The organism is Bacillus sp. FSL M8-0266 (assembly GCF_038613425.1).
GTDB classification, from domain to species: domain Bacteria; phylum Bacillota; class Bacilli; order Bacillales; family Bacillaceae; genus Bacillus; species Bacillus pumilus.
Map to the genome: position 1 here is coordinate 353596 of NZ_CP152015.1, position 20251 is coordinate 373846.

Consider the following 20251-nt stretch of genomic DNA (forward strand, 5'->3'; position numbering starts at 1 on the left):
TCACGATTCACCACATAACCAAAATTTCTGAAAAGATGATGATGACACTTAAAAAGATCAGCAAAATTTTGGCACCAAGCCTCAGTTTCCCCTTGTTCTTCATGCTTTTTGACTCCTTTAGGTATAAGGTAGGGTAAACCTCCTTAAGGATTATCGGCATGAAAAAAATGTTTGAAATACCTGAATGCAGTTACGAGGAAATTTTTTTAGATAGAAAAGGGAAATGGCGTTAATCGATGATAAATTGTATTCTTGTGCCGTCAGGATCATCCGATAATTGATGACCGACCCATGAGCCTGCTCCTCTATTATCTGAAGGATTAATATATTTGACTGAAGCTCCTGTTCCTCCTTCCTTACACATCGCCATCGGCCATTCGTCCCGATCATACCCGCGCTTTGTTGGGATGCCATGAAGTGATTGTTCTCTTTGTTCATCGCTATGTTTACGGTCAATCGTACATACGGATGAATGGCCTTCATCAATGGCCTCTTCTATGTGCTTAGCGGTTTCGGGGTAACGATCTGATGGGAAGTGAATCGTTTTGTCATAAGATGAATTCGTCGTCTCTTGTTTACTTTGCTCCAGCTGAATATAGCCTGTTGCTACACCAACGACGATCAGTAAAAGCAAGAGAATGATTTTAAGAAGTTTCATAGATGCTAGCTCTCTTTCTTGTTTGCGTATTTTGTAAACAGAAGTATAGCAGAATTACTTACCAATTTCTCCTGGTTTTGAAAAAACGCCTTTTAAAGTTCGAAAAACGGTTTTTATCCATTTTCTTGCTTTTCACATTTGTAAAAATTCATAAAAATTTTAATTTTTCAGTTCATAAAAAGATTATGCTTTATCAAAATGGCTTTATCACTGCTTTTTGGGCTAATTTCAAGAATTTAACACACAGAAATTTTGAAAAAATAAAATTGACTAGACCGATATGCTTTAATAATATGGAGTCAAATATCAAAAAATGTCGTAATTTATCAAAATATCATTCTATTTACATTGTAGGAGGGAAGTACAAATGGCGGATGTCTCTTATCGGCTTGGCATAGACATAGGCGGAACATTTACTGACTTATCGCTGATGAATGAAGCAACAGGGGCGCTAACTGAACTCAAAACACCCACAGTGACTGACGACCCAGCTCAGGGAATTATCAATGGGCTAAAACTTCTAAAAGACAGAGGTGTTGATTTATCTAAAATCCAATATCTCGTACATGGCATGACAATCGGTCTTAATACATTATTGCAGAGAAAAGGAGCAGATTTGGCCCTTTTTGTGACGGAAGGCTTTCAAGACATATTGTCACTACAGCGTTTACGATTACCCATTCCTTATGACTTCAATTCTCGTTTGCCAGAACCATTGATACCACGAAAGCATGTATATCCAATCTCTGAAAGGTTGATACACGATGGTACGATCAAAAAACCTCTCCATCTGCAGCAATTAGATCATGCTGTCCAGCAGGTTATGTCTAAAGGACTAGCAGGTATTGTCATTTCTTTTTTACATAGCTATCAAAATCCAGTTCATGAATTACAGGCAAAAGCCTATATCAAACACCATTATCCGCAATTAGAAGTCCTTACTTCATCTGAATTATGGCCCCAAATGAGAGAATACGAGCGTACTGTGATGTCTGTTGTCAATTTGTATATCCAACCAAAGGTGAAACAGTATTTACAAACATTGAAAAGCCGTTTGAAAGAAGAAGGTGTACCAATTTCTCCATACATTACACAATCAAATGGTGGTTTAATGGATGCAGAAAGTGCAGCAACTTCACCTGTTAAAACACTTTTTTCTGGTCCGGCAGCTGGTGTCATTGGTGCGGCAAGAATTGCAGCCGCTGCAAACGAATCCAATCTGATCACGTTTGATGTTGGGGGGACGAGTGCAGATATCTCCATTATTCAAAATGGACAGCCTACAATGGCTCAGTCAAATCAGCTTTCAGGTTTTCCGATCATTCTTCCATCTGTTGCGATGTATTCAATAGGGGCAGGCGGGGGTTCGGTTGCATGGATTGATCAGGGCGGGCTTCTCAAAGCAGGACCAGAATCAGTTGGCTCACAGCCGGGACCAGCTTCGTATGGAAAGGGAATGAAAGCCGCCTTAACTGACGCGTTCCTCATATGTGGTTATCTCAATCAAGAGCGTTTTGCCGGAGGACATTTACAACTACAGCTGTTCGCGGCGGAAAAGGCCTTTCAGCCAATTGCTGACCAGCTCAACAAAACGGTAGAAGAAGCGGCTGACCAGCTGATTCAAGTAGCTGTCGCCAATATGTACACAGAATTAAGCAATGTCATGGAGCAGCAAGGGTTTGACCCAAGAGATTTTAGTTTACTAGCGTTTGGCGGAGCAGGACCGGTTGTAGCGAATTTCCTTGCGAGAGAAATTCATGCGAAAAACGTGGTCGTTCCTCCAAGTCCAGGAACATTATGTGCATTAGGTGCCTTGAACGCTGATTTTATTCATGATGCGGTACTGTCGAAGAAAATATGTTTACAAGACTACTCGATAGATCAACTAAAACAAGATTATGAGATGCTTTCTCGAAAAGCGACTGATTGGTTCAGTCAGCAGAACATTCAGCATATTAAACAGACATCCATACTATTATTGGCAGATGCACGTTATCAAGGACAAGCCTTTGAGATTGAATTACCATTATCAGCTGAATGGCTGAAGCAAGAACAAGATATCCATCAACTCATTGAAGCCTTTCACAAGCTACATCAGCGTCAATATGGGCATAGAGATGATCAGGCGAACATCGAGTTTACTCATTTACGAGTTCGAGTCATAGGCGAGACGCCGCCACTGCCTTTCACACCTGTTCATGAAAGCAGCGGACAATCTTTGAAGCCACATGAATACAGGCGAATCTTTATAGAAGAAAAAGAATATGAAGCAGCTATTTATTACAGAGATACTTTGTCAGTAGGCTCTGTCATTAATGGACCTGCCATCATTGAGCAGGATGATACGACAACATTGATTCTGCCAAATTGGGCAGGTAGCATTGATCAATCAGGGAACTTGGTGATTTCAAGGGAGGCGGCTTTATATGAGAACTGATCCAGCAAAGCTTGAGATGATGCGCAGTTATTTTAATGCAATTGCATCTGGCATGGGACATGTCATTGAGCGGACGTCTTTTACGACTTTCGTCAAAGAATCAGCTGACTTTGCGACAGCGTTAGCCACGCCTTCTGGAGATTTCTTTGTTTATCCGAAGACAGTGGGTGTCACGATCTTTTTAGGGCTGAGTCTTAAAAAAGCGATTGAAGAGAGCGGACCGATGCAGCCAGGAGATATTATCATCACAAATGATCCTTATACGACAGATGGTTTAGCGACTCACCTGCCGGATGTCCATATCATTAAGCCGATCTTCGTAGATGGTGAAATTGTCAGCTATGCTTGGTCTTTTGTTCATGTAAGTGATGTGGGCGGACTTGTGCCCTCGAGTATTTCGCCGACAGCGACCGATGTTCATCAAGAAGGATTAAGAATACCGCCAGTGAAAATTTATGAAGGCGGAAAAGAGAATCAGGTCGTACGTACTTTTTTAAGAGCCAACAGCCGAGCCAGTCATTTAAATGATGGGGATATCAATGCAATGATTGCTGCAGTAAATACAGCAGAAATTCGCTTAAAAGAAATGATCGGGAAATTTGGAATAAATGAAGTGAAACAAGGAATGATGGACCTCCTGAAACAATCTGAGGTTCGTGCAGGAAAGGTCATTGAAGCCATTCCGGATGGAACGAGTGAATTCGCTGATTATTTAGATGATGATATGATCTCGGATGTGCCGATACGGTTGAAAATTAAGTTAACGGTCAAAGGAAAGCGGCTAACGCTTGATTTTTCTGAGTGTGACCCGCAAGTGAAAACAGCTTTTAACCTTGTTACTAATGGTCAGAAGCATTCCTTCCTATATCAAGGATTGATTAATTACATTATTAGTAAAGATCCCTTTATACCGATTAATGGCGGAATCACATATCCGATTGAAGTGATTTCCCCTAAAGGGACGCTAGTGCATCCAGAATACCCGGCTTCTGTTGGTATTCGGCATTCAATTACGATGCGGCTGTTCAATGTCGTGCTAGGCGCCATTGGTAAGCTGTTACCTGAAGCAGTGCCGGCAGCAGGTGCAGGTCAATCAGCTATTGTTGTTCTCTCTGTTCCTGATAATCAAACAGGCGGCAGGAAAATGTCTGTTGTCGAACCATTAGGCGGAGGCGGTGGTGCTCAAAATGGAACGGACGGAGTAGATGGTATTGATCATTCGTCTGGCTTTTTGAAGAATACACCTATTGAGAGTTTAGAACAGCATATTGATATTCATGTTCACCGATATGAGATTTTGCCAAACACAGGCGGAGCAGGAGAAAACAGAGGCGGACATGCGATTGGTTTGGAATTTGAAATGATCAAGCCTGAATCCATGGTGACCGCACGAGGTATGGAACGTATGAAGTTTCAGCCTTGGGGGCTAATGGGCGGACGAGCGGGAGCTATCGGTGAGGTCAAGCTAGTCACAGCAAAAGGTGAAAAACAAGACCAGCCGAAAATAGATGTTCTGCGTCTTGAAAAAGGCGATATTGTGCAATTGATATCACCAAGTGGAGGCGGTTGGGGAAATCCATTTGCAAGAGAGAAAGAAAAAGTCCTTCATGAAGTGGAAGCAGGTTTATTAAGTGAAGAAAGAGCGCTGCAGCAATATGGCGTTAAAGTGTATCTAGACCAAAATGAATGGAAGATTGATGAGGAGCAAACGAATCTGCTTCGTGAAAAGGGTAATCATCCTGCTAATATCATGTGGGATGTCGGAGAACACAGAGAAGCTTATGAGAAAGTATGGACGGATGAAGCCAGTAGCGAGCTTGCTGTGCGGCTGCGTTCCTACCCAGCCAATGAACGTACACATTATAAACATGCAGTTCATCAATATTTCAGTCATAGAAATGAGCCGTTAACAAAGAAAGATATTATTCAAGCACTTCGTCATATGGATGGACAAAAAGGGGGAAATGAATCATGAAAAGAAGATTAATCACTATTTTTGCAGGTGTTCTGTCAATGATTTTACTGCTGACAGCTTGCGGTTGGAATGGACAGGATCAAGGTAAACAGCAGCAGACTGTGATCGTTGGCGTATACGGGGGCGATTGGGAAAAGAATATCAAACCGATCCTCGAAAAGTTTGAAAAAGATACGGGAATTAAAGTCCAAACCGTCTCTGGTGCGGATTCTGAATGGTTTACAAAATTAAAAGCGTCAAATGGTAAAAATCCACCGTATGACCTGCTTATTTTACAGCCTGATACGATTCAAAGAGGCATTGCAGCAAACGTTCTTGCACCTATCGATGAAGATCAAGCACCGAATGTCAAAAAACTTTACCGTTCTGTCCAAAAGAAGCTCACTGTTGATGGAAAACAATATGCAGCAGGCTTTAGTATGGGTCAGCTTGGAATTGCTTATCGAAAAGACCTCGTAAAGCAGGAACCAAACAACTGGACAGACCTATGGAGCAGTCAGCTAAAAGGGAAGGTAGCCATTTCATCTCCTACTTATTCAGCCGGGCTGCAATTTTTCTCTGCGCTTGTCCATGCTCAAGGGGGGACAGAATCAAATCCTAAGGATATTGATAAAGCCTTTAAAAGCCTTTCGCAATTAAAAGGGCATGTTGCTGCTTTTCCAGATAATTCAGGGTCTATTCAAACCTTGTTAGAACGTGGTGATGTCGTAGCAGTTCCATATTGGGATGGACGAGCATTTGCACTTGAAGAAGAAGGAATGAGTATTGGTTTTTCATATCCGAAAGAAGGCGCTGTTGCAGCAGTTGCGAGCTGGGCTTTAACGAAGGGAAGTCAGCATGAGGAAGCAGCTTACAAACTATTAAACTATTTAAGTGGAAAAGAAGCTCAGGAAGCTTTCTCGGAAAAATCTTATTATGGTATGTCGAATTCTGATGTGAAATACGGTGACAAGATTAAGGGGAAGGTCAAGGTTGGAGAGAATTATTATAGCAAGCTGACTTGGGTAGATTACGAAACAGCAACTTCGGAGCTGGGCAATTGGACAAATCGATGGAACGAAGTATTAGGCGGAGGAAAATAGGTGATCGTATGAGTGGAATCCATTTAGAACATATCAGCCAGCATTTCGGCGAGCAGATTGCTCTTAACGATGTCAGTCTTACGGTGAAAGAGGGAGAGTTTTTCTCCCTTCTTGGTCCTAGCGGCTGCGGGAAATCAACGTTATTAAACATCATTGGCGGTTTTTTAGAACCAACAAAAGGTGTCGTCTATATTGGTGATCAGAATGTGACGAATTTACCGCCTTATCAAAGAAAAACGGGTATGGTTTTTCAAAGCTATGCACTCTTTCCGCATCTGACCGTATTTGATAATGTGGCGTATGGGTTAAAGGTTCAAAAGAAAAAGAAGGCTGAAATCAAAGAGAAGGTAATGGAGAGTTTATCTCTTGTGCAATTAGAAGCGTTTGCGAAACGTATGCCGCATCAATTAAGTGGTGGACAGCAGCAGCGGGTAGCGATTGCAAGGGCGCTTGCGATTCAGCCATCTGTTCTTCTTCTTGATGAACCGCTCAGCAACCTAGATGCAAAACTAAGAAAAAATATGCAGACGGAGCTTCGAAATATTCAAAGGAATGTCGGAATTACCACCATTCTTGTGACCCATGATCAAGAGGAAGCATTAAGTCTTTCTGATCGGGTTGGGATTTTAGGAGAGGGGAAAATCCAGCAGATTGGAACGCCTTTAGAGGTGTACCGCCAGCCAAACAATCGATTTGTTGCTGAATTTATCGGACAAGTGAACCTATTCGAGGCAGTCTATGATGAAGCGAAAGCTATATTTATCGTTCCTCATTTAATCCAGTCAAACGGGCAGGAAGTTCAGTTAAAGGCAGCGGCACACCAAGAGAAGAAGGAAAATCAGTTACTCATGCTCCGTCCAGAAAGAATCAACATATCTTCTGAGCGGGAAGACGTTCAGTCTAACCATGTATCAGGCGTGCTGGCAGATGTCAGTTATATTGGTCACTCATTACGTTTGGTGGTAGAGCTCGATAGCGGTGAAATGATTGTCCATGCTTCCGATGCAGCATTTCCTGAACTGCCGAAAGCTGGAGAAGCTATTCATATCAATTGGCAGCCTGAAGATATCGTTTTCCTAGATTCGAAGGTGCATACGTGATGCGTATCAAGAAAAAGAATCAGCGATTTCATTGGTTCATGCTGCTGCCGGCGTGTTTGTTCCTTGTTGTATTTCTTCTAGCGCCGCTTGTGATGATGTTCGTCCTCAGTTTTCGCGATGTGGATTCAATGATGAACACATTACAAACGTATAGTTTTTCTCAATATATTCATGTGTTCACGACAGATGCGTATGTGAAGGCGATTGGAAGTACAGTGTGGGTAGCCTTACAGACAACGGTGATTTGTTTATTAATGGCATACCCTGCAGCATACGTGCTCGTCAAGGCACCTGATCCGCGTCTGCGGGCATTTTTCTATATCTTACTTGTCTCGCCGCTTTTGACAAGTGTTGTGATTCGGACGTTTGCATGGATTGTCCTTCTTTCACAAAATGGTCTGATCAATGGCATGTTATTAGATTTACATGTGGTTGAGAAGCCGCTCTCTATGTTGTGGAATATGAATGCGGTGATTATTGCTTATGTTCAGGTCATGCTGCCTTTTGCAGTGCTGCCTATTGCGACGAGCTTAACCGATATGGATCGTCATTTACGACCGGCTTCTATGAGTCTAGGAGCTGGACGAATTCGAACCTTCTTTCATGTGACCTTTCCATTGACCATTCCAGGGATGGTGACAGGGGCTATCATTGTCTTTTCGCTGGCAGCTGGGAGCTATATCACTCCGCTCTTAGTCGGCGGAAGAATGCAGCCGCTGCTGCCTCTGTCTATTTATCAGCAGGTCATGCAGGTGTATAACTTGCCTCTTGCTGCAGCGATGTCCTTTACGTTATTGGTTTGTGTGCTTGTGGTGGTCAGTTTATTAAGCTATCTATTGAAGCGTTGGGAGGCGAGGATGCATGCGTAAAAAATCATTTGGTGATCGCTTGCTTTCAATCCTGATTTGGACTGCTGGGTCATTGGTTTATCTCTTTTTGACCATACCTGTTCTTGTCATCGTCTTATCTGCTTTTAGTCTAAATGCCTTCCCTGAATTTCCGCCGACTTCGTTCTCTGTTCGTTGGTTTCAAGAGGTCGTGTCGAATCCAGAATGGATGGAATCTCTGCGTATCAGTGTGATTTTGCTATTCATCGTAACGCCTCTTACGGTTCTTTTAGGCACGATGGCTTCGTATGCTTTAGCAAGGCTTTCCTTTAAGGGAAAGGAGGCGATTCAAGCCTTCATTTTGTCACCTCTTATGATTCCTCAAGTAGTGTTAGGGATTGCCATGCTTTATTTGTTTACGGCTATGGGGTTTACAGGATCTTTGTGGGCGCTTGTCATAGGTCACGTCATCATTGGTTTTCCCTATGTGGTTCGAACAGTAGGCGTCAGTGTCTCGAATTTGGACCCGCGGCTTGAGCTGGCTTCAATGAATCTTGGCGCAGGACCCATTCGCACATTCTTTCGAGTGACGCTGCCTTTGATAAAGCCAGGAATTATTGCAGGCGGGGTATTTTCAGCCGTGACGTCATTTGGGGAAATATCGATCAGTTTGTTCGTTTCCTCTCCCCAAACGATTACGATTCCCGTCAGGACATTTAATTACATTGAGCAAACCTTTGATCCGAGTGTCAATGCGATATCTGTCATATTTATTATCATTTCTATCATTGCGTTGCTCATTATTGAAAAAACAATTGGCCTGTCTAAGGTGATGTAAATATAATGAAGAAACAAGGGAGCTGTCATTTGAAATGGCAGCTCTTTTTGTGTTGTTTTTACGGTAAATATTTTCAATTTTTTAGGAAATATAGTTCTTAAGATTTAAGAAATTGTGAAGGGTGGACGGAGACCTCTATCCTACATTTTCGGTCATATTTGCAAAAATTAAGGGGAAAGATGAAATTTTTGCGGTATTTAGTCGATTATTTTCGGTTGAGCGCAACTATTATTAGTTATTTTCGGTAAATATCGTAAATTATTATGTGATTCATTCGGCATAACGCATGAATCTTTACACCCATTTTTCGGTGAAAAAAACAATAACTTCATATAAAGTGGACGTAAATAGAAAATATTTAAAAAGAAAAGAAGAAAAAGGCAAATCTATGGAAACGTAGAGACGCAAAGCCATGTCCTAAGGTAAATGTTGCTTTTTTACTATGGTCGGCAGGTTACCGAATCAAAATGGGAGTCCCTCCGTTTTATTCGGGGTGGGCTTCTTTCCGTATTCTGTCTATTTTAATGGAATAGACTTGGTTCTTTTGATATAGAGGGTGCAGGGTTGTCACATTGGTGGAGAAAACACAGAAGAGGCGGAGGATGAAAATGAATACAGTTTATTACCCCTTAACACATGCGCAAAAGCGAGTATTCTACACGGAAAGATTTTATCCAGGTACAAGTATTTCTAATTTGGGTGGATTCGCCAGATTGAGATCGGTATCAGGTTTAGATCCATCTTTGGTCGTTGACGTGCTTCAAGCGTACATTCGCCAAACTGACTCCCTTCGGTTGAGGCTGGTGTATCGGCATGAGCAGGAGGAGCCTGTTCAATATATCAAGCCTTATGAAGAACAGCCGATTCGCATGGAGAAGGGCTGGAGTGAAGAAGAAGTGAGGGCTTGGGCGAATGAACAAATCCGTGAGCCGATGCCGTTGATTGACAGCCTCTTGATTGAATTTACGGTCTTTCAAATCAGTGATCAAGAGTGCTGGCTGTTTTGTAAAGCACATCATATTGTGGCGGATGGTATCTCCATTATCTTAATGGGAAATCGCATCATCGACTTGTACCAGGACATGCTGCAGGGGGTAGACATCTCACCGGTTGAGGAGATTTCCTTCGTTGACCACATCATGAGTGAGCAAAGCTATGAAACTTCTAAACGATTTCAAAAAGACCAAGCTTTTTGGAATGAACAATTTGCCAATATTCCAGATTTCGCTTCTTTAAAACCGCATAAGGGATACGAGATGAGTTTACATGCGGAGCGATTTTCAGGGGATATTCCAGATTCTTTGAAGGAGAAACTTCGTACGTTTTGTGAAGAGCAGAAAGTCAGTATGCTCTCGATGTTCATGTCTACTGTTTATATGTATTTGCATCGTTTTAGCGGTATGGAGGATGTTGTCCTTGGAACCTTTATGGGCAACCGAACGAATGCCAAAGAAAAAAAGATGATTGGTATGTTTGTTTCCACCATTCCGATGCGTGCATCTGTTCAAGGGTCGCAATCATTTCTTGATTTCGTCAAACAGGTCATGGCGGATCAAATGAAGATCTTGCGTCACCAAAAGTACCCTTACAATCTCCTCATGAATGATTTACGTGAAAGAGAAGGGTTTACAGGACGCCTTTTTGATATTTCTTTAGAATACCAGGTCATGCAGTGGCAGAAAAAAGAGAATCTGTCTTTTATTACTGAACCGATCTTTAGCGGGAGCGGAATGAATGATATTTCCATTCATGTAAAGGACCGCTGGGATACAGATACATTGACCATTGATTTGGACTACCGTACAGATGTATTCACCGAAGAAGAAATCAGTAAGATGTTTGATCGATTCTTGATCATACTAGAAGCGGCGGTCTCCCAGCCTGACCAGCTGATCGGGAAACTCCCTTTACTTCCACCAGATGAACAAAAGGAACTGCTTCAATTATCTGAGAGAAAACCGTTTGAAAAGCCAGCTGAAAAGCCGGTTCACCACTTGTTTGATGAGACAGCCAATAAGTATGCAGAGCGGACAGCTGTTGTAGCAGAAAATGGAGCATTTACTTATGGAGAGCTGTTTCAAAAGGCAGAAAAGCTGGCGCGTTTTTTACAAATGAAAGGTGTCTCGCGTGATGTGCCTGTTGCTGTCCTAATGGATCGGAAGGCAGAGGCTATGGTGGCGATCTTCGGCATATTAAAGGCTGGCGGGGCGTATGTACCGATTGATCCAGCATTACCTGAGGAGCGTATTCAATATATTGTGGAGGACTCTGGTGCTTCCATTGTGTTAACTGAGGAATCGTTCGTTTCAACATACCGTGTCCTCTCGGAAAAAATGGTCGTGCAGCAGCAAATCGCATTAGATGATGAACTGTTACCACAGCTTGTAGATCAGTCGGTACCAGAGGATTTGGCATATATGATTTATACATCGGGGACGACTGGAAAGCCGAAGGGCGTCATGATTGAGCATCTTCAGCTACATCATTTGGTCCATGCCTTGCATCATGAGGTTTATGAAGAGGCGAGTGAGCTTCAAATGGCGCTTCTTGCACCATTCCATTTTGATGCATCGGTGAAACAAATCTTTGCTGCACTATTATTTGGGCATACGCTTCATATCATCCCGCGAGAAACAACGAGAAATGGTGTTCAATTAGCGGCTTATTATAGAAAACATCAAATTGAAGCAGCGGACGGAACACCGGCGCATGTGCAGCTTTTACTTGCAGCGGAATTAGATGGGCTGTCCTTGAGGCATATGTTAGTTGGGGGAGAAGCATTGCCTGCGAAAGCAGCATATTCTCTTATCGAAGCGGTTCGGATGAGTGAGCCTGATTTTAATTTGTGGAATGTGTATGGTCCGACTGAGACGTGTGTCGATGCGGCGGTTCATCGCCTAGAACTAAGTGAGCTGCGCGAATCCTCTGAACAGCAGCGTTATGTGTCGATCGGAAAGCCGCTCGGTCATCACCGTCTTTACATTTTAAATGACCATGATCAATTACAGGTACAGGGGGCTGCTGGAGAACTGTGCATTGCAGGGATAGGTGTTGGACGAGGCTATGTGAATCAGCCTGAATTGACGGAGAAAGTATTTACGGCAGATCCATTTTCTCCAGATGAGCGGATGTATCGAACAGGAGATCTAGTCAGATGGCTTCCGGATGGCACAATTGATTATCTTGGCAGAATGGATGATCAAGTGAAAATAAGGGGTTACCGCATAGAAACAGGCGAAATTGAAGCAGTGATGGAGCAGGTAGATGGAGTGGATCAAGCTATTGTACTTGTTGTCGAAGAAGCAGACGGGGAAAAGGTGTTAAGTGCTTACTATCAAGCTCGTCATGAAAATGTGTCAGTTGACATGCTGCAAGCTGCTATCAAACATCAGCTACCAGCTTACATGATGCCGCTCTATTTCAAAGAGCTCGATGCATTTCCACTCACAGTCAGCGGCAAAGTCGATCGTCGTGCACTTGCTGCCTTAAAAGGTGATAAAGCCGTTCAAGCTGTTTATGCTGCGCCTAGAAACGAGATCGAAACGAAGCTTGTGCGTTTGTGGGGAAAAATCCTTGGTCAAGAGAAGATTGGTATATATGATTCCTTCTTCGAACGAGGGGGGCATTCGCTGAAAGCAATGACTGTACTCACACATGTGCAGCGAGATTTTCAGGTGGAGGTGCCGCTGTCCATTTTATTTGAACAGCAGACCATTGCCGCTTTGGCTGCCTACATTGAGCAAGCGGAAACATCCTCTGAAACGGTGATACCTAAAGCACCTGCCTTAGACCATTATCCATTGTCACCTCCACAGCAGCGCGTTTATATGGTGAGCCAATTGGAGCAAAGCACTGCATACCATATGCCAGCTGTTGTGAGGTTAAAAGGAACACTGCACCAAGAGAAGCTGACGGAAGCCTTTGAAAAACTCATCATACGTCATGATATGCTGCGTACGTCTTTTCATACGTTGAAAGGTATTCCTCGTCAGCGGATAGCTCCATCCGTGCCATTTCAAATCGAACAGCTAACAGGCGGCACGATGGAAGAAAATATGAAGCGATTTGTCAGACCCTTTAACCTTGAGTGTGCACCACTTCTTCGTATTGGCTTGAAGTCATTACATGACCAGGAGCACCTGCTCTTTTTCGATATGCATCACCTGATCTCAGATGGTCTTTCGATTGATTTGATGCTGCGTGAGCTGTCAGATGCTTACGAGGGATCGGTCAAAGACCCATTGAAGCTTCAATATCAGGACTATGCTGTTTGGCAAGAACAACAAGGTTTTCAAAAAGAAGAGGCATTCTGGCTGCAGGAATTTTCGGGTGATCTTCCTGCTTTACAGCTGCTGACCGATTATCAGCGCCCAGCAGTCCAGTCGTTTGTAGGGGATCGTGTGATCAAAGAAATCAATGAAACGTTAAAGGTGCAATTGCAGGAGCTTGCGGCAAAACACCACACGACACTGTATACGGTTCTGCTTTCTGCTTACTATACATTGCTTGCGAAGTACACGGGTCAAAAGGAATTCGTGGTTGGAACACCGGCGGCAGGGCGAGTGCATGCAGATTTGGATGACATGATTGGCATGTTTGTCCAGACACTTGCTTTGCGGTCCGAGGTTGATCCGAATGGAACCATGTCGCAGTTGATCGAGCAAGTGAAGGAAAAGACGATGCATGCATTTGAGCATCAGCAATATCCATTTGAACGACTGCTTGAAAAACTGAATGTGCCAAGGGATTTTAGCCGTCATCCATTATTCGATACCGTTTTTACACTCATGCCAGATCATGGATCAGCCCAGCATATAGGAGAAATGCAAGTTGAAATCGAAGAAACCAATTTCCATATTGCAAAGTTTGATTTAACGCTGCAAGCGATGGAGTCAGATCAAGGGTTATCCTTTGTCCTCGATTACAGTACGGCGCTATTTAAACGAAGTACAGCCGAGCAGATGCTGCATCATTATATGTATTTGCTGAAGCAGATGGTTCAAGCGCCGGAGGAGGCGATTCGATCTTATCGATTACTCTCTGAACAAGAAGCAGAAGCTCAACTGAATCTGTGGAATCCGTTAACGACGCCTTATCCGTCAGAAGAAACCATTGTGACGCAGTTTGAAGCACAGGTGAAGGCGCACGGTCATGAGTCTGCCCTCCAATGTGAAGGTGTGATTCTTTCTTACCAAGAACTAAATGACCGTGTGAATCAGCTGGCTCATTATTTACGTGAACATGGGTTTGAAAGAGGGATGAAAGCAGCCTTATTCTTTGAACGGTCTAATGAGATGGTACTCTCTGTTCTAGCTGTACTTAAGGCGGGCGGCGTCTATGTACCAATTGATCCTGATTTCCCTGATGAACGCGTGAAGCACTTTTTAACAGACAGCGGTGCGCAATTCTTATTGACACATCAAGTGCTGCGCCATCGTTCGGTACTTGCTTCTTTCGAAGGAACCATCATCGAAACAGAAGATCGGGCAATTGTTCAGCAATCAGACAGCAATATAGACATTCGTGTATTGCCAGAGGATTTGGCGAATTTGACCTATACATCTGGTACAACAGGAAAACCTAAAGGAAATATGGTGACACACCGGAATATTTTGAGAACGGTGAAGCAATCAAATTATCTGACCATTCATCATGAAGACACGGTGATGAGCCTATCAAACTATGTATTTGATGCTTTTATGTTTGATGTGTTTGGTGCTTTATTAAACGGTGCGAAACTGATTGTTCTGCCAAAGGATCATATCTTAAACATGAATGAGCTTTCTGGAGCGATTGAGAAGGAGAAAGTCAGTATTTTAATGATCACGACAGCTCTTTTTCACTTACTTATCGATATGAAAAAAGACAGCCTGAAGAACGTTAGAAAAGTTCTATTTGGCGGAGAACGTGCTTCCGTGCCTCATGTCATGACTGCACTTGAAACGGTAGGGGAAGGCAAACTTGTTCATATGTACGGTCCTTCTGAAAGTACGATTTTCACTACGTATTATCCAGTGAATCACATTGAGGAGCAGGCGTTATCCATTCCAATCGGAAAGCCAGTGAGTCAAACGGCTGTTTATATTGTAGATGAATTTGGACAGCTGCAACCGCCAGGTGTAGCAGGAGAGCTATGTGTCGCTGGTGATGGACTGGTAAAAGGATATTATGGGCAGCCAAAACTCACAAGTGAAAAATTCGTGGAAAATCCTTTCCGCCCTGGTGAGGTCATGTACAAAACGGGTGATCTTGCACGCTGGCTTTCAAATGGAGAGATTGAATTCATTGGACGAATCGATCATCAAGTGAAGATTCGAGGTCAGCGTATTGAACTTGGAGAAATTGAGCATCAGCTGCTGCGCCATCCGCAATTAAAGGAAGCCGTCGTCATTGCAGCTCCAAATGACACATTATGTGCGTATTTTACAGCCGAAGGGTCTGTCTCATTAACTGATTTACGCGAGCAAGCAGGGCGTGAACTGCCTGTGTATATGATGCCGTCATTCTTCATGCAATTAGACGAGCTTCCGCTGACGAATAACAGCAAGGTAGATAGGCGCGCGCTACCGGTGCCTGACCTAAGTGAGCAAGGGGTAAATGAGTACATCCCTCCTCAAACAGAAACGGAGCGTCTCGTGGCGCGCATTTGGGAAGAAGTTCTTGAAGTGCCGCGAATCGGCAGGCACGATCATTTCTTTGAATGCGGTGGTCATTCGCTGCGCGGCATGAAAATGCTGAACAAGCTGTATGAAGAGATGCACGTGGAGCTCACTTTAAAGTCTTTATTTGAATCCCCAATATTAGAGGCGTTTGCCTTTGCGGTTGATCAAGCGGATCAAACGGAGATCAAGCGGGTGGAGGTTGCAGAAGAAGCGGCCTATTATCCAGTGACATCTGCTCAGAAACGGCTGTTTGTATTGGAGAAAATGACCGACGCGGAGCAAAGCTATCATATGCCGGCTGCTTTAAAGCTAGAAGGTGCTTTTGATGAAAAACGATTTAAAAAAGCGATTGAACAGCTTGCCCATCGTCATGAAGCATTCCGAACGAGCTTTGATTTTGTTCAGAATGAACCTGTTCAACGGATTGAACCAAACATCTCCGTAGACATTGAGACAATCGAAGGGAACGGAAGAGACATACAGGAATTGATGAATGACTTTATCCGTCCATTTGATATAGAAAAGGCGCCTCTACTCAGAGTAGGTCTAGTTTCTGCTTCCGTAAATGTCCATTATTTGCTGATTGATATGCATCATATCATTTCAGATGGTGCATCTGTGGGCATTTTAATTGAGGAGCTTTCAGCCTTGTATCGAGGAGACAAATTAGAGAAATTACCTGTTCAATATAAGGATTATGCGGTTTGGTCAAAAAGCGAGACGTTTGCTGCACAAATAGAAGCTGAAGAGGCGTTTTGGCTGAAGCAATTACAAGGAGACCTGCCTGTACTGGCACTGCCTGAAGACCTGCCAAGACCAAAAGTGCAAACATTCGCAGGAGATCGCGTCTCATTTACAATCAATGGGCCGCTTAAAGCCAAATTGGATGAGCTGGTCAGAGCGCTCAACAGTACGACGTATACAGTCCTGCTCACTTGCTACAGTACCCTTTTAAGCAAGCTATCAAGACAAGAAGATATCATCATCGGTTCGCCGATTGTGGGCAGAACTCATCCGGATATTCAATCTGTCATTGGTATGTTTGTGAACACGCTGGCACTTAGAACAAAGCCAGCAGGACATCTGACAGCTGCGGAATTTGCGTCAAATGTTCATCAGCTTGTGTTAGAGGCAAATGAGCATCAGTTGTACCCATTTGAAGAATTGGTAGACCAAGTACAAACGGTTCGAGACACTAGCCGTCATCCAATCTTTGATGTGGTGTTCTCAATGGAAAATGCGGATATCCGTGATTTAACGATGGATGGACTTCACATTGTTCCAGAGCCATTCGAAGAGAATATCGCCAAATTTGATTTGACCTTAACTGGAAACGAATCGGCTGATCACATTGAGCTTGTGTTCGATTTTAATTCTTCTATCTTTCAACAGTCGTCGATCGAAAAGTGGAAGGAGTTTTTCCTTCATTTATTGGAACAAATGGTATCAGCGCCAGATCAATCGCTAGATCAAATGCAGCTATTATCACCGAAGCAGCAGCAAAAACTGCTCAGTGAATGGTCAGGCCCTGTCCTAAACGTTCCGTCAGATCAAACCGTTCATGCACTGATTGAGGCTAAAGCATACCAGACACCTCATCAAAAAGCGGCAACCTTCCGTGGAACGAGCTGGACGTATGAGGAACTAAACAATCGGGCAAAAACAGTCGCTTCAAGACTCATTTCAAACGGCATAAAACGAGGAGATCGTGTCGGTATTCTGACTCGCCCATCGCTTGATATGGCGGCAGCCGTCCTTGGTGTCCTCAAGGCAGGTGCGACATTCGTTCCAATTGATGCGGATTATCCGGATCAGCGTATTGCCTACATGCTGAATGACTGCGGGGCAGAGGTGCTTCTCATGCAAAAAGGACTGACTGCACCATCTTCATTCACAGGTCATGTCCTGTTCATAGAAGATGCCGTAGAAGGTGAAGCTCACGATGTTCAGGTTCATGTCAAACCAACAGATCTCGCCTATATGATTTACACGTCTGGAACGACAGGACAGCCGAAAGGTGTCATGGTCGAGCACCAGTCCCTTGTCAATCTAGCGTTCTGGCACAATGATGCCTTCCAAGTGACAAACGCGGACCGAACCGCCAAATATGCCGGCTTTGGCTTTGACGCCTCTATTTGGGAAATGTTCCCGACATGGATTGCCGGCGCAGAGCTGCACATCATTGATGAAGCGATTCGTCTCGATATGATCAAGCTCAATACGTATTTCAATGACGAAAATATCACCATTGCGTTCTTGCCAACTCAGCTATGCGAACAGTTTATGTCAATGGACAATCACTCCTTGCGTTACTTACTAACAGGCGGAGACAAGCTGAAACAGGTAAAGCCTGTTCCATATCAACTCGTGAATAACTACGGTCCAACAGAAAACACCGTCGTGGCGACAAGTGGGATCATCAATCCAGATCAAGGCACGCTTCCGATTGGAACAGCGATTGCTAATACTCGTTTTTACATTATGGGTTCGTTATATGATCTCTCGCCGCCAGGCGTACCGGGTGAGCTTGTGATCGCAGGAAAAGGACTGGCAAGAGGGTACTGGAATCTTCCAGAGGAAACAGAGAAAAGCTTTGTCCCAGATCCATTTTATCCAGGTGAGCGCATGTACCGTACAGGTGATTTGGTGAAATGGACAGAGGATGGCGAACTGATCTATCTCGGCAGAAAAGACCATCAGGTCAACATTCGTGGCTTCCGGATTGAGCTGTCAGAAATTGAGGCGCAGCTCCTTGCGCTGGCAGAAGTCAAAGAAGCAGTTGTGACAACGGTCAAAGATGCCAGCGAACAGGATGCGCTTGCCGCTTACGTCATCACAGCTGAAGAAACGGCCGACCTGAAAGAAAGTCTAAAACGCACGTTGCCAGACTATATGGTGCCTTCATGGATCATCAAGCTAGACCACCTGCCGATGACGGCAAATGGAAAAGTCGATCTGAAAGCATTGCCAGCACCAGATATGGAAGCCAACCAAACGGCATACGAAGCGCCAAGAGACGAAGTCGAAACGCTTCTATGCGGCATTTGGAAAGACGTGCTTGGCGTCAGCCAAGTCGGCATTCATGATCACTTCTTCTTCCTTGGCGGAGACTCGATTAAAGGCATTCAAATGGCAAGCAGGCTCACACAAGCGGGCTGGAAGCTTGATATGAAACTACTATTCCAGTACCCAACGATTGCGGAGCTACGCCCATATATCGAAGAAGCCGATCAACTGACAGCTGACCAATCACCTGTCGAAGGAGAAGTCATTTTCACACCGATTCAGCGCTGGTTCTTTGAACGAAACTTTACGAGTCAGCACCATTGGAACCAATCAGTTATGCTCCAAGCGCCAAATGGCTTGGATGAAACCATCGTTCAGCAAGTGTTGGAGCAGCTCATGATCCATCACGATGCCTTGCGAATGGTGTATCCGCTTGAAGAAGGACGCGTGATCCAGCGTCATCGAAAAATCGAAGAAAACTTGGTGGCTGTTGATGTGGTAGAAGTACAAGGGGAACTGTCGCAGCAAATCCAGCAGGTAGAAAAGCTGGCAAATGAAGTGCAGGCGAGTATATCGCTAGCGGAAGGACCTTTAGTAAAGCCAGCCATTTTCCGAACGGATCAAGGGGATCATTTACTGCTCGCTGTACATCATCTTGTCATCGATGGTGTGTCATGGCGTATTTTCCTTGAAGATTTTATGGCTCTTTATGAACAGTCGAAGCGCGGGGAAATCCTGACACTTCCTGAAAAAACACACTCTTTCCAAGAATATGCCCAGAAGCTGACGGAATACGCGATGTCAGATGAGTTGCTTTCGGAAAGAGCTTATTGGAAAAAGGTACTTGCGCATTCCGTTACGCCGCTTCAAAAGGATCATGTGACGGAGGATCAGCGGATGCTTCATACACAGACCATTCGTTTTACATTGTCTGAGGAGGAAACACGCAGTCTGCTGACAGATGTACATGAAGCATATCAAACAGACATCAATGATATTTTGCTGACAGCACTCGGATTGTCCATGAAAGAGTGGACAGGTGAAGATAGACACTTTATACATCTTGAAGGACACGGGAGAGAGAACATCCTCCCTGCGGTCAATGTATCACGGACGATTGGCTGGTTTACAAGTATGTATCCTGTGTTACTGGATATGTCGCATGCAGACGATCTTTCTTATCAGATCAAGCATTTAAAAGAGGAACTCAGGCACATCCCGAACAAGGGAATCGGCTATGGCATATTAAAATATTTAACCCCTGACAAGATGAAGGACGATATCTCATTTGATCTCGTGCCACATATCAGCTTTAACTATCTTGGTCAGTTTGATGAACAGATCATCGGTGAGTTAAGCCGCTCAACGTGGGATGCAGGCCAATCGCTGAGTCCTGAATCAGAGAAACCTCATGCACTTGATATTGTTGGTTTCGTCGAACAAGCCATGCTCCATGTGACGATTTCTTATCATCATCTTGAATTTGAAGAACGTACGATGGAACAATTCAAGGACCTTCTTGAAAAGAATGTGAAGGCGCTGATCTCACATTGCGTATCACAGGAGGAAACCCAGATGACACCTAGTGATGTGGGGGATGAAGATCTCACGATGGATGAACTTGAAAAGCTAATGGATATATTTTAAGCAAACGAAGAGGTGGACA

Annotated in this window: 8 protein-coding genes and 1 riboswitch; of the genes, 7 read left to right on the forward strand and 1 reads right to left on the reverse strand. The window is 43.9% G+C overall.

All coding sequences use genetic code 11. The features are described from left to right. Nucleotides 1-229: 229 nt before the first annotated feature. On the reverse strand, nt 230-658 hold the full coding sequence (locus MKY83_RS01915; RefSeq protein ID WP_044140469.1) for a NucA/NucB deoxyribonuclease domain-containing protein: 429 nt from the start codon (nt 656-658) through the stop codon (nt 230-232). A 367-nt stretch (nt 659-1025) separates the two neighbouring features. On the opposite strand from MKY83_RS01915, the gene MKY83_RS01920 reads away from it, so the two are divergent. The 7 genes from MKY83_RS01920 (at nt 1026) to MKY83_RS01950 (ending at nt 20232) form a co-directional block, all read left to right on the forward strand. Further along, nucleotides 1026-3095: a hydantoinase/oxoprolinase family protein gene (locus MKY83_RS01920; protein WP_126741562.1), complete on the forward strand. Its 2070-nt coding sequence runs from the start codon at nt 1026-1028 to the stop codon at nt 3093-3095. Beyond that, nucleotides 3085-5070, forward strand: coding sequence for a hydantoinase B/oxoprolinase family protein (locus MKY83_RS01925; RefSeq protein WP_342488013.1), 1986 nt, complete (start codon nt 3085-3087; stop codon nt 5068-5070). The genes MKY83_RS01920 and MKY83_RS01925 overlap by 11 nt, the downstream gene beginning before the upstream one ends. Beyond that, nucleotides 5067-6152, forward strand: coding sequence for an ABC transporter substrate-binding protein (locus tag MKY83_RS01930; RefSeq protein ID WP_113768530.1), 1086 nt, complete (start codon nt 5067-5069; stop codon nt 6150-6152). The genes MKY83_RS01925 and MKY83_RS01930 overlap by 4 nt, the downstream gene beginning before the upstream one ends. A gap of 8 nt (nt 6153-6160) precedes the next feature. Continuing rightward, nucleotides 6161-7252: an ABC transporter ATP-binding protein gene (locus MKY83_RS01935; RefSeq protein WP_065098777.1), complete on the forward strand. Its 1092-nt coding sequence runs from the start codon at nt 6161-6163 to the stop codon at nt 7250-7252. Continuing rightward, on the forward strand, nt 7252-8121 hold the full coding sequence (locus MKY83_RS01940; RefSeq protein ID WP_065098778.1) for an ABC transporter permease: 870 nt from the start codon (nt 7252-7254) through the stop codon (nt 8119-8121). Before MKY83_RS01935 ends, MKY83_RS01940 begins: the two co-directional genes overlap by 1 nt. Then, on the forward strand, nt 8114-8917 hold the full coding sequence (locus MKY83_RS01945) for an ABC transporter permease (protein ID WP_342488014.1): 804 nt from the start codon (nt 8114-8116) through the stop codon (nt 8915-8917). The genes MKY83_RS01940 and MKY83_RS01945 overlap by 8 nt, the downstream gene beginning before the upstream one ends. 369 nt (nt 8918-9286) lie before the next feature. Then, nucleotides 9287-9379, forward strand: a riboswitch (cyclic di-GMP riboswitch). 146 nt (nt 9380-9525) lie between these two features. Continuing rightward, a complete protein-coding gene (locus MKY83_RS01950) occupies nt 9526-20232 on the forward strand; it encodes an amino acid adenylation domain-containing protein (protein ID WP_342488015.1) in 10707 nt (3568 codons plus the stop codon). Nucleotides 20233-20251: the final 19 nt, after the last annotated feature.

Coding starts and splice junctions, on each gene's coding strand:
- MKY83_RS01915 (WP_044140469.1), bottom strand. CDS start 658: ATGAAACTTCTTAAAATCATTCTCTTGCTTTTACTGATCGTCGTTGGT.
- MKY83_RS01920 (WP_126741562.1), top strand. CDS start 1,026: ATGGCGGATGTCTCTTATCGGCTTGGCATAGACATAGGCGGAACATTT.
- MKY83_RS01925 (WP_342488013.1), top strand. CDS start 3,085: ATGAGAACTGATCCAGCAAAGCTTGAGATGATGCGCAGTTATTTTAAT.
- MKY83_RS01930 (WP_113768530.1), top strand. CDS start 5,067: ATGAAAAGAAGATTAATCACTATTTTTGCAGGTGTTCTGTCAATGATT.
- MKY83_RS01935 (WP_065098777.1), top strand. CDS start 6,161: ATGAGTGGAATCCATTTAGAACATATCAGCCAGCATTTCGGCGAGCAG.
- MKY83_RS01940 (WP_065098778.1), top strand. CDS start 7,252: ATGCGTATCAAGAAAAAGAATCAGCGATTTCATTGGTTCATGCTGCTG.
- MKY83_RS01945 (WP_342488014.1), top strand. CDS start 8,114: ATGCGTAAAAAATCATTTGGTGATCGCTTGCTTTCAATCCTGATTTGG.
- MKY83_RS01950 (WP_342488015.1), top strand. CDS start 9,526: ATGAATACAGTTTATTACCCCTTAACACATGCGCAAAAGCGAGTATTC.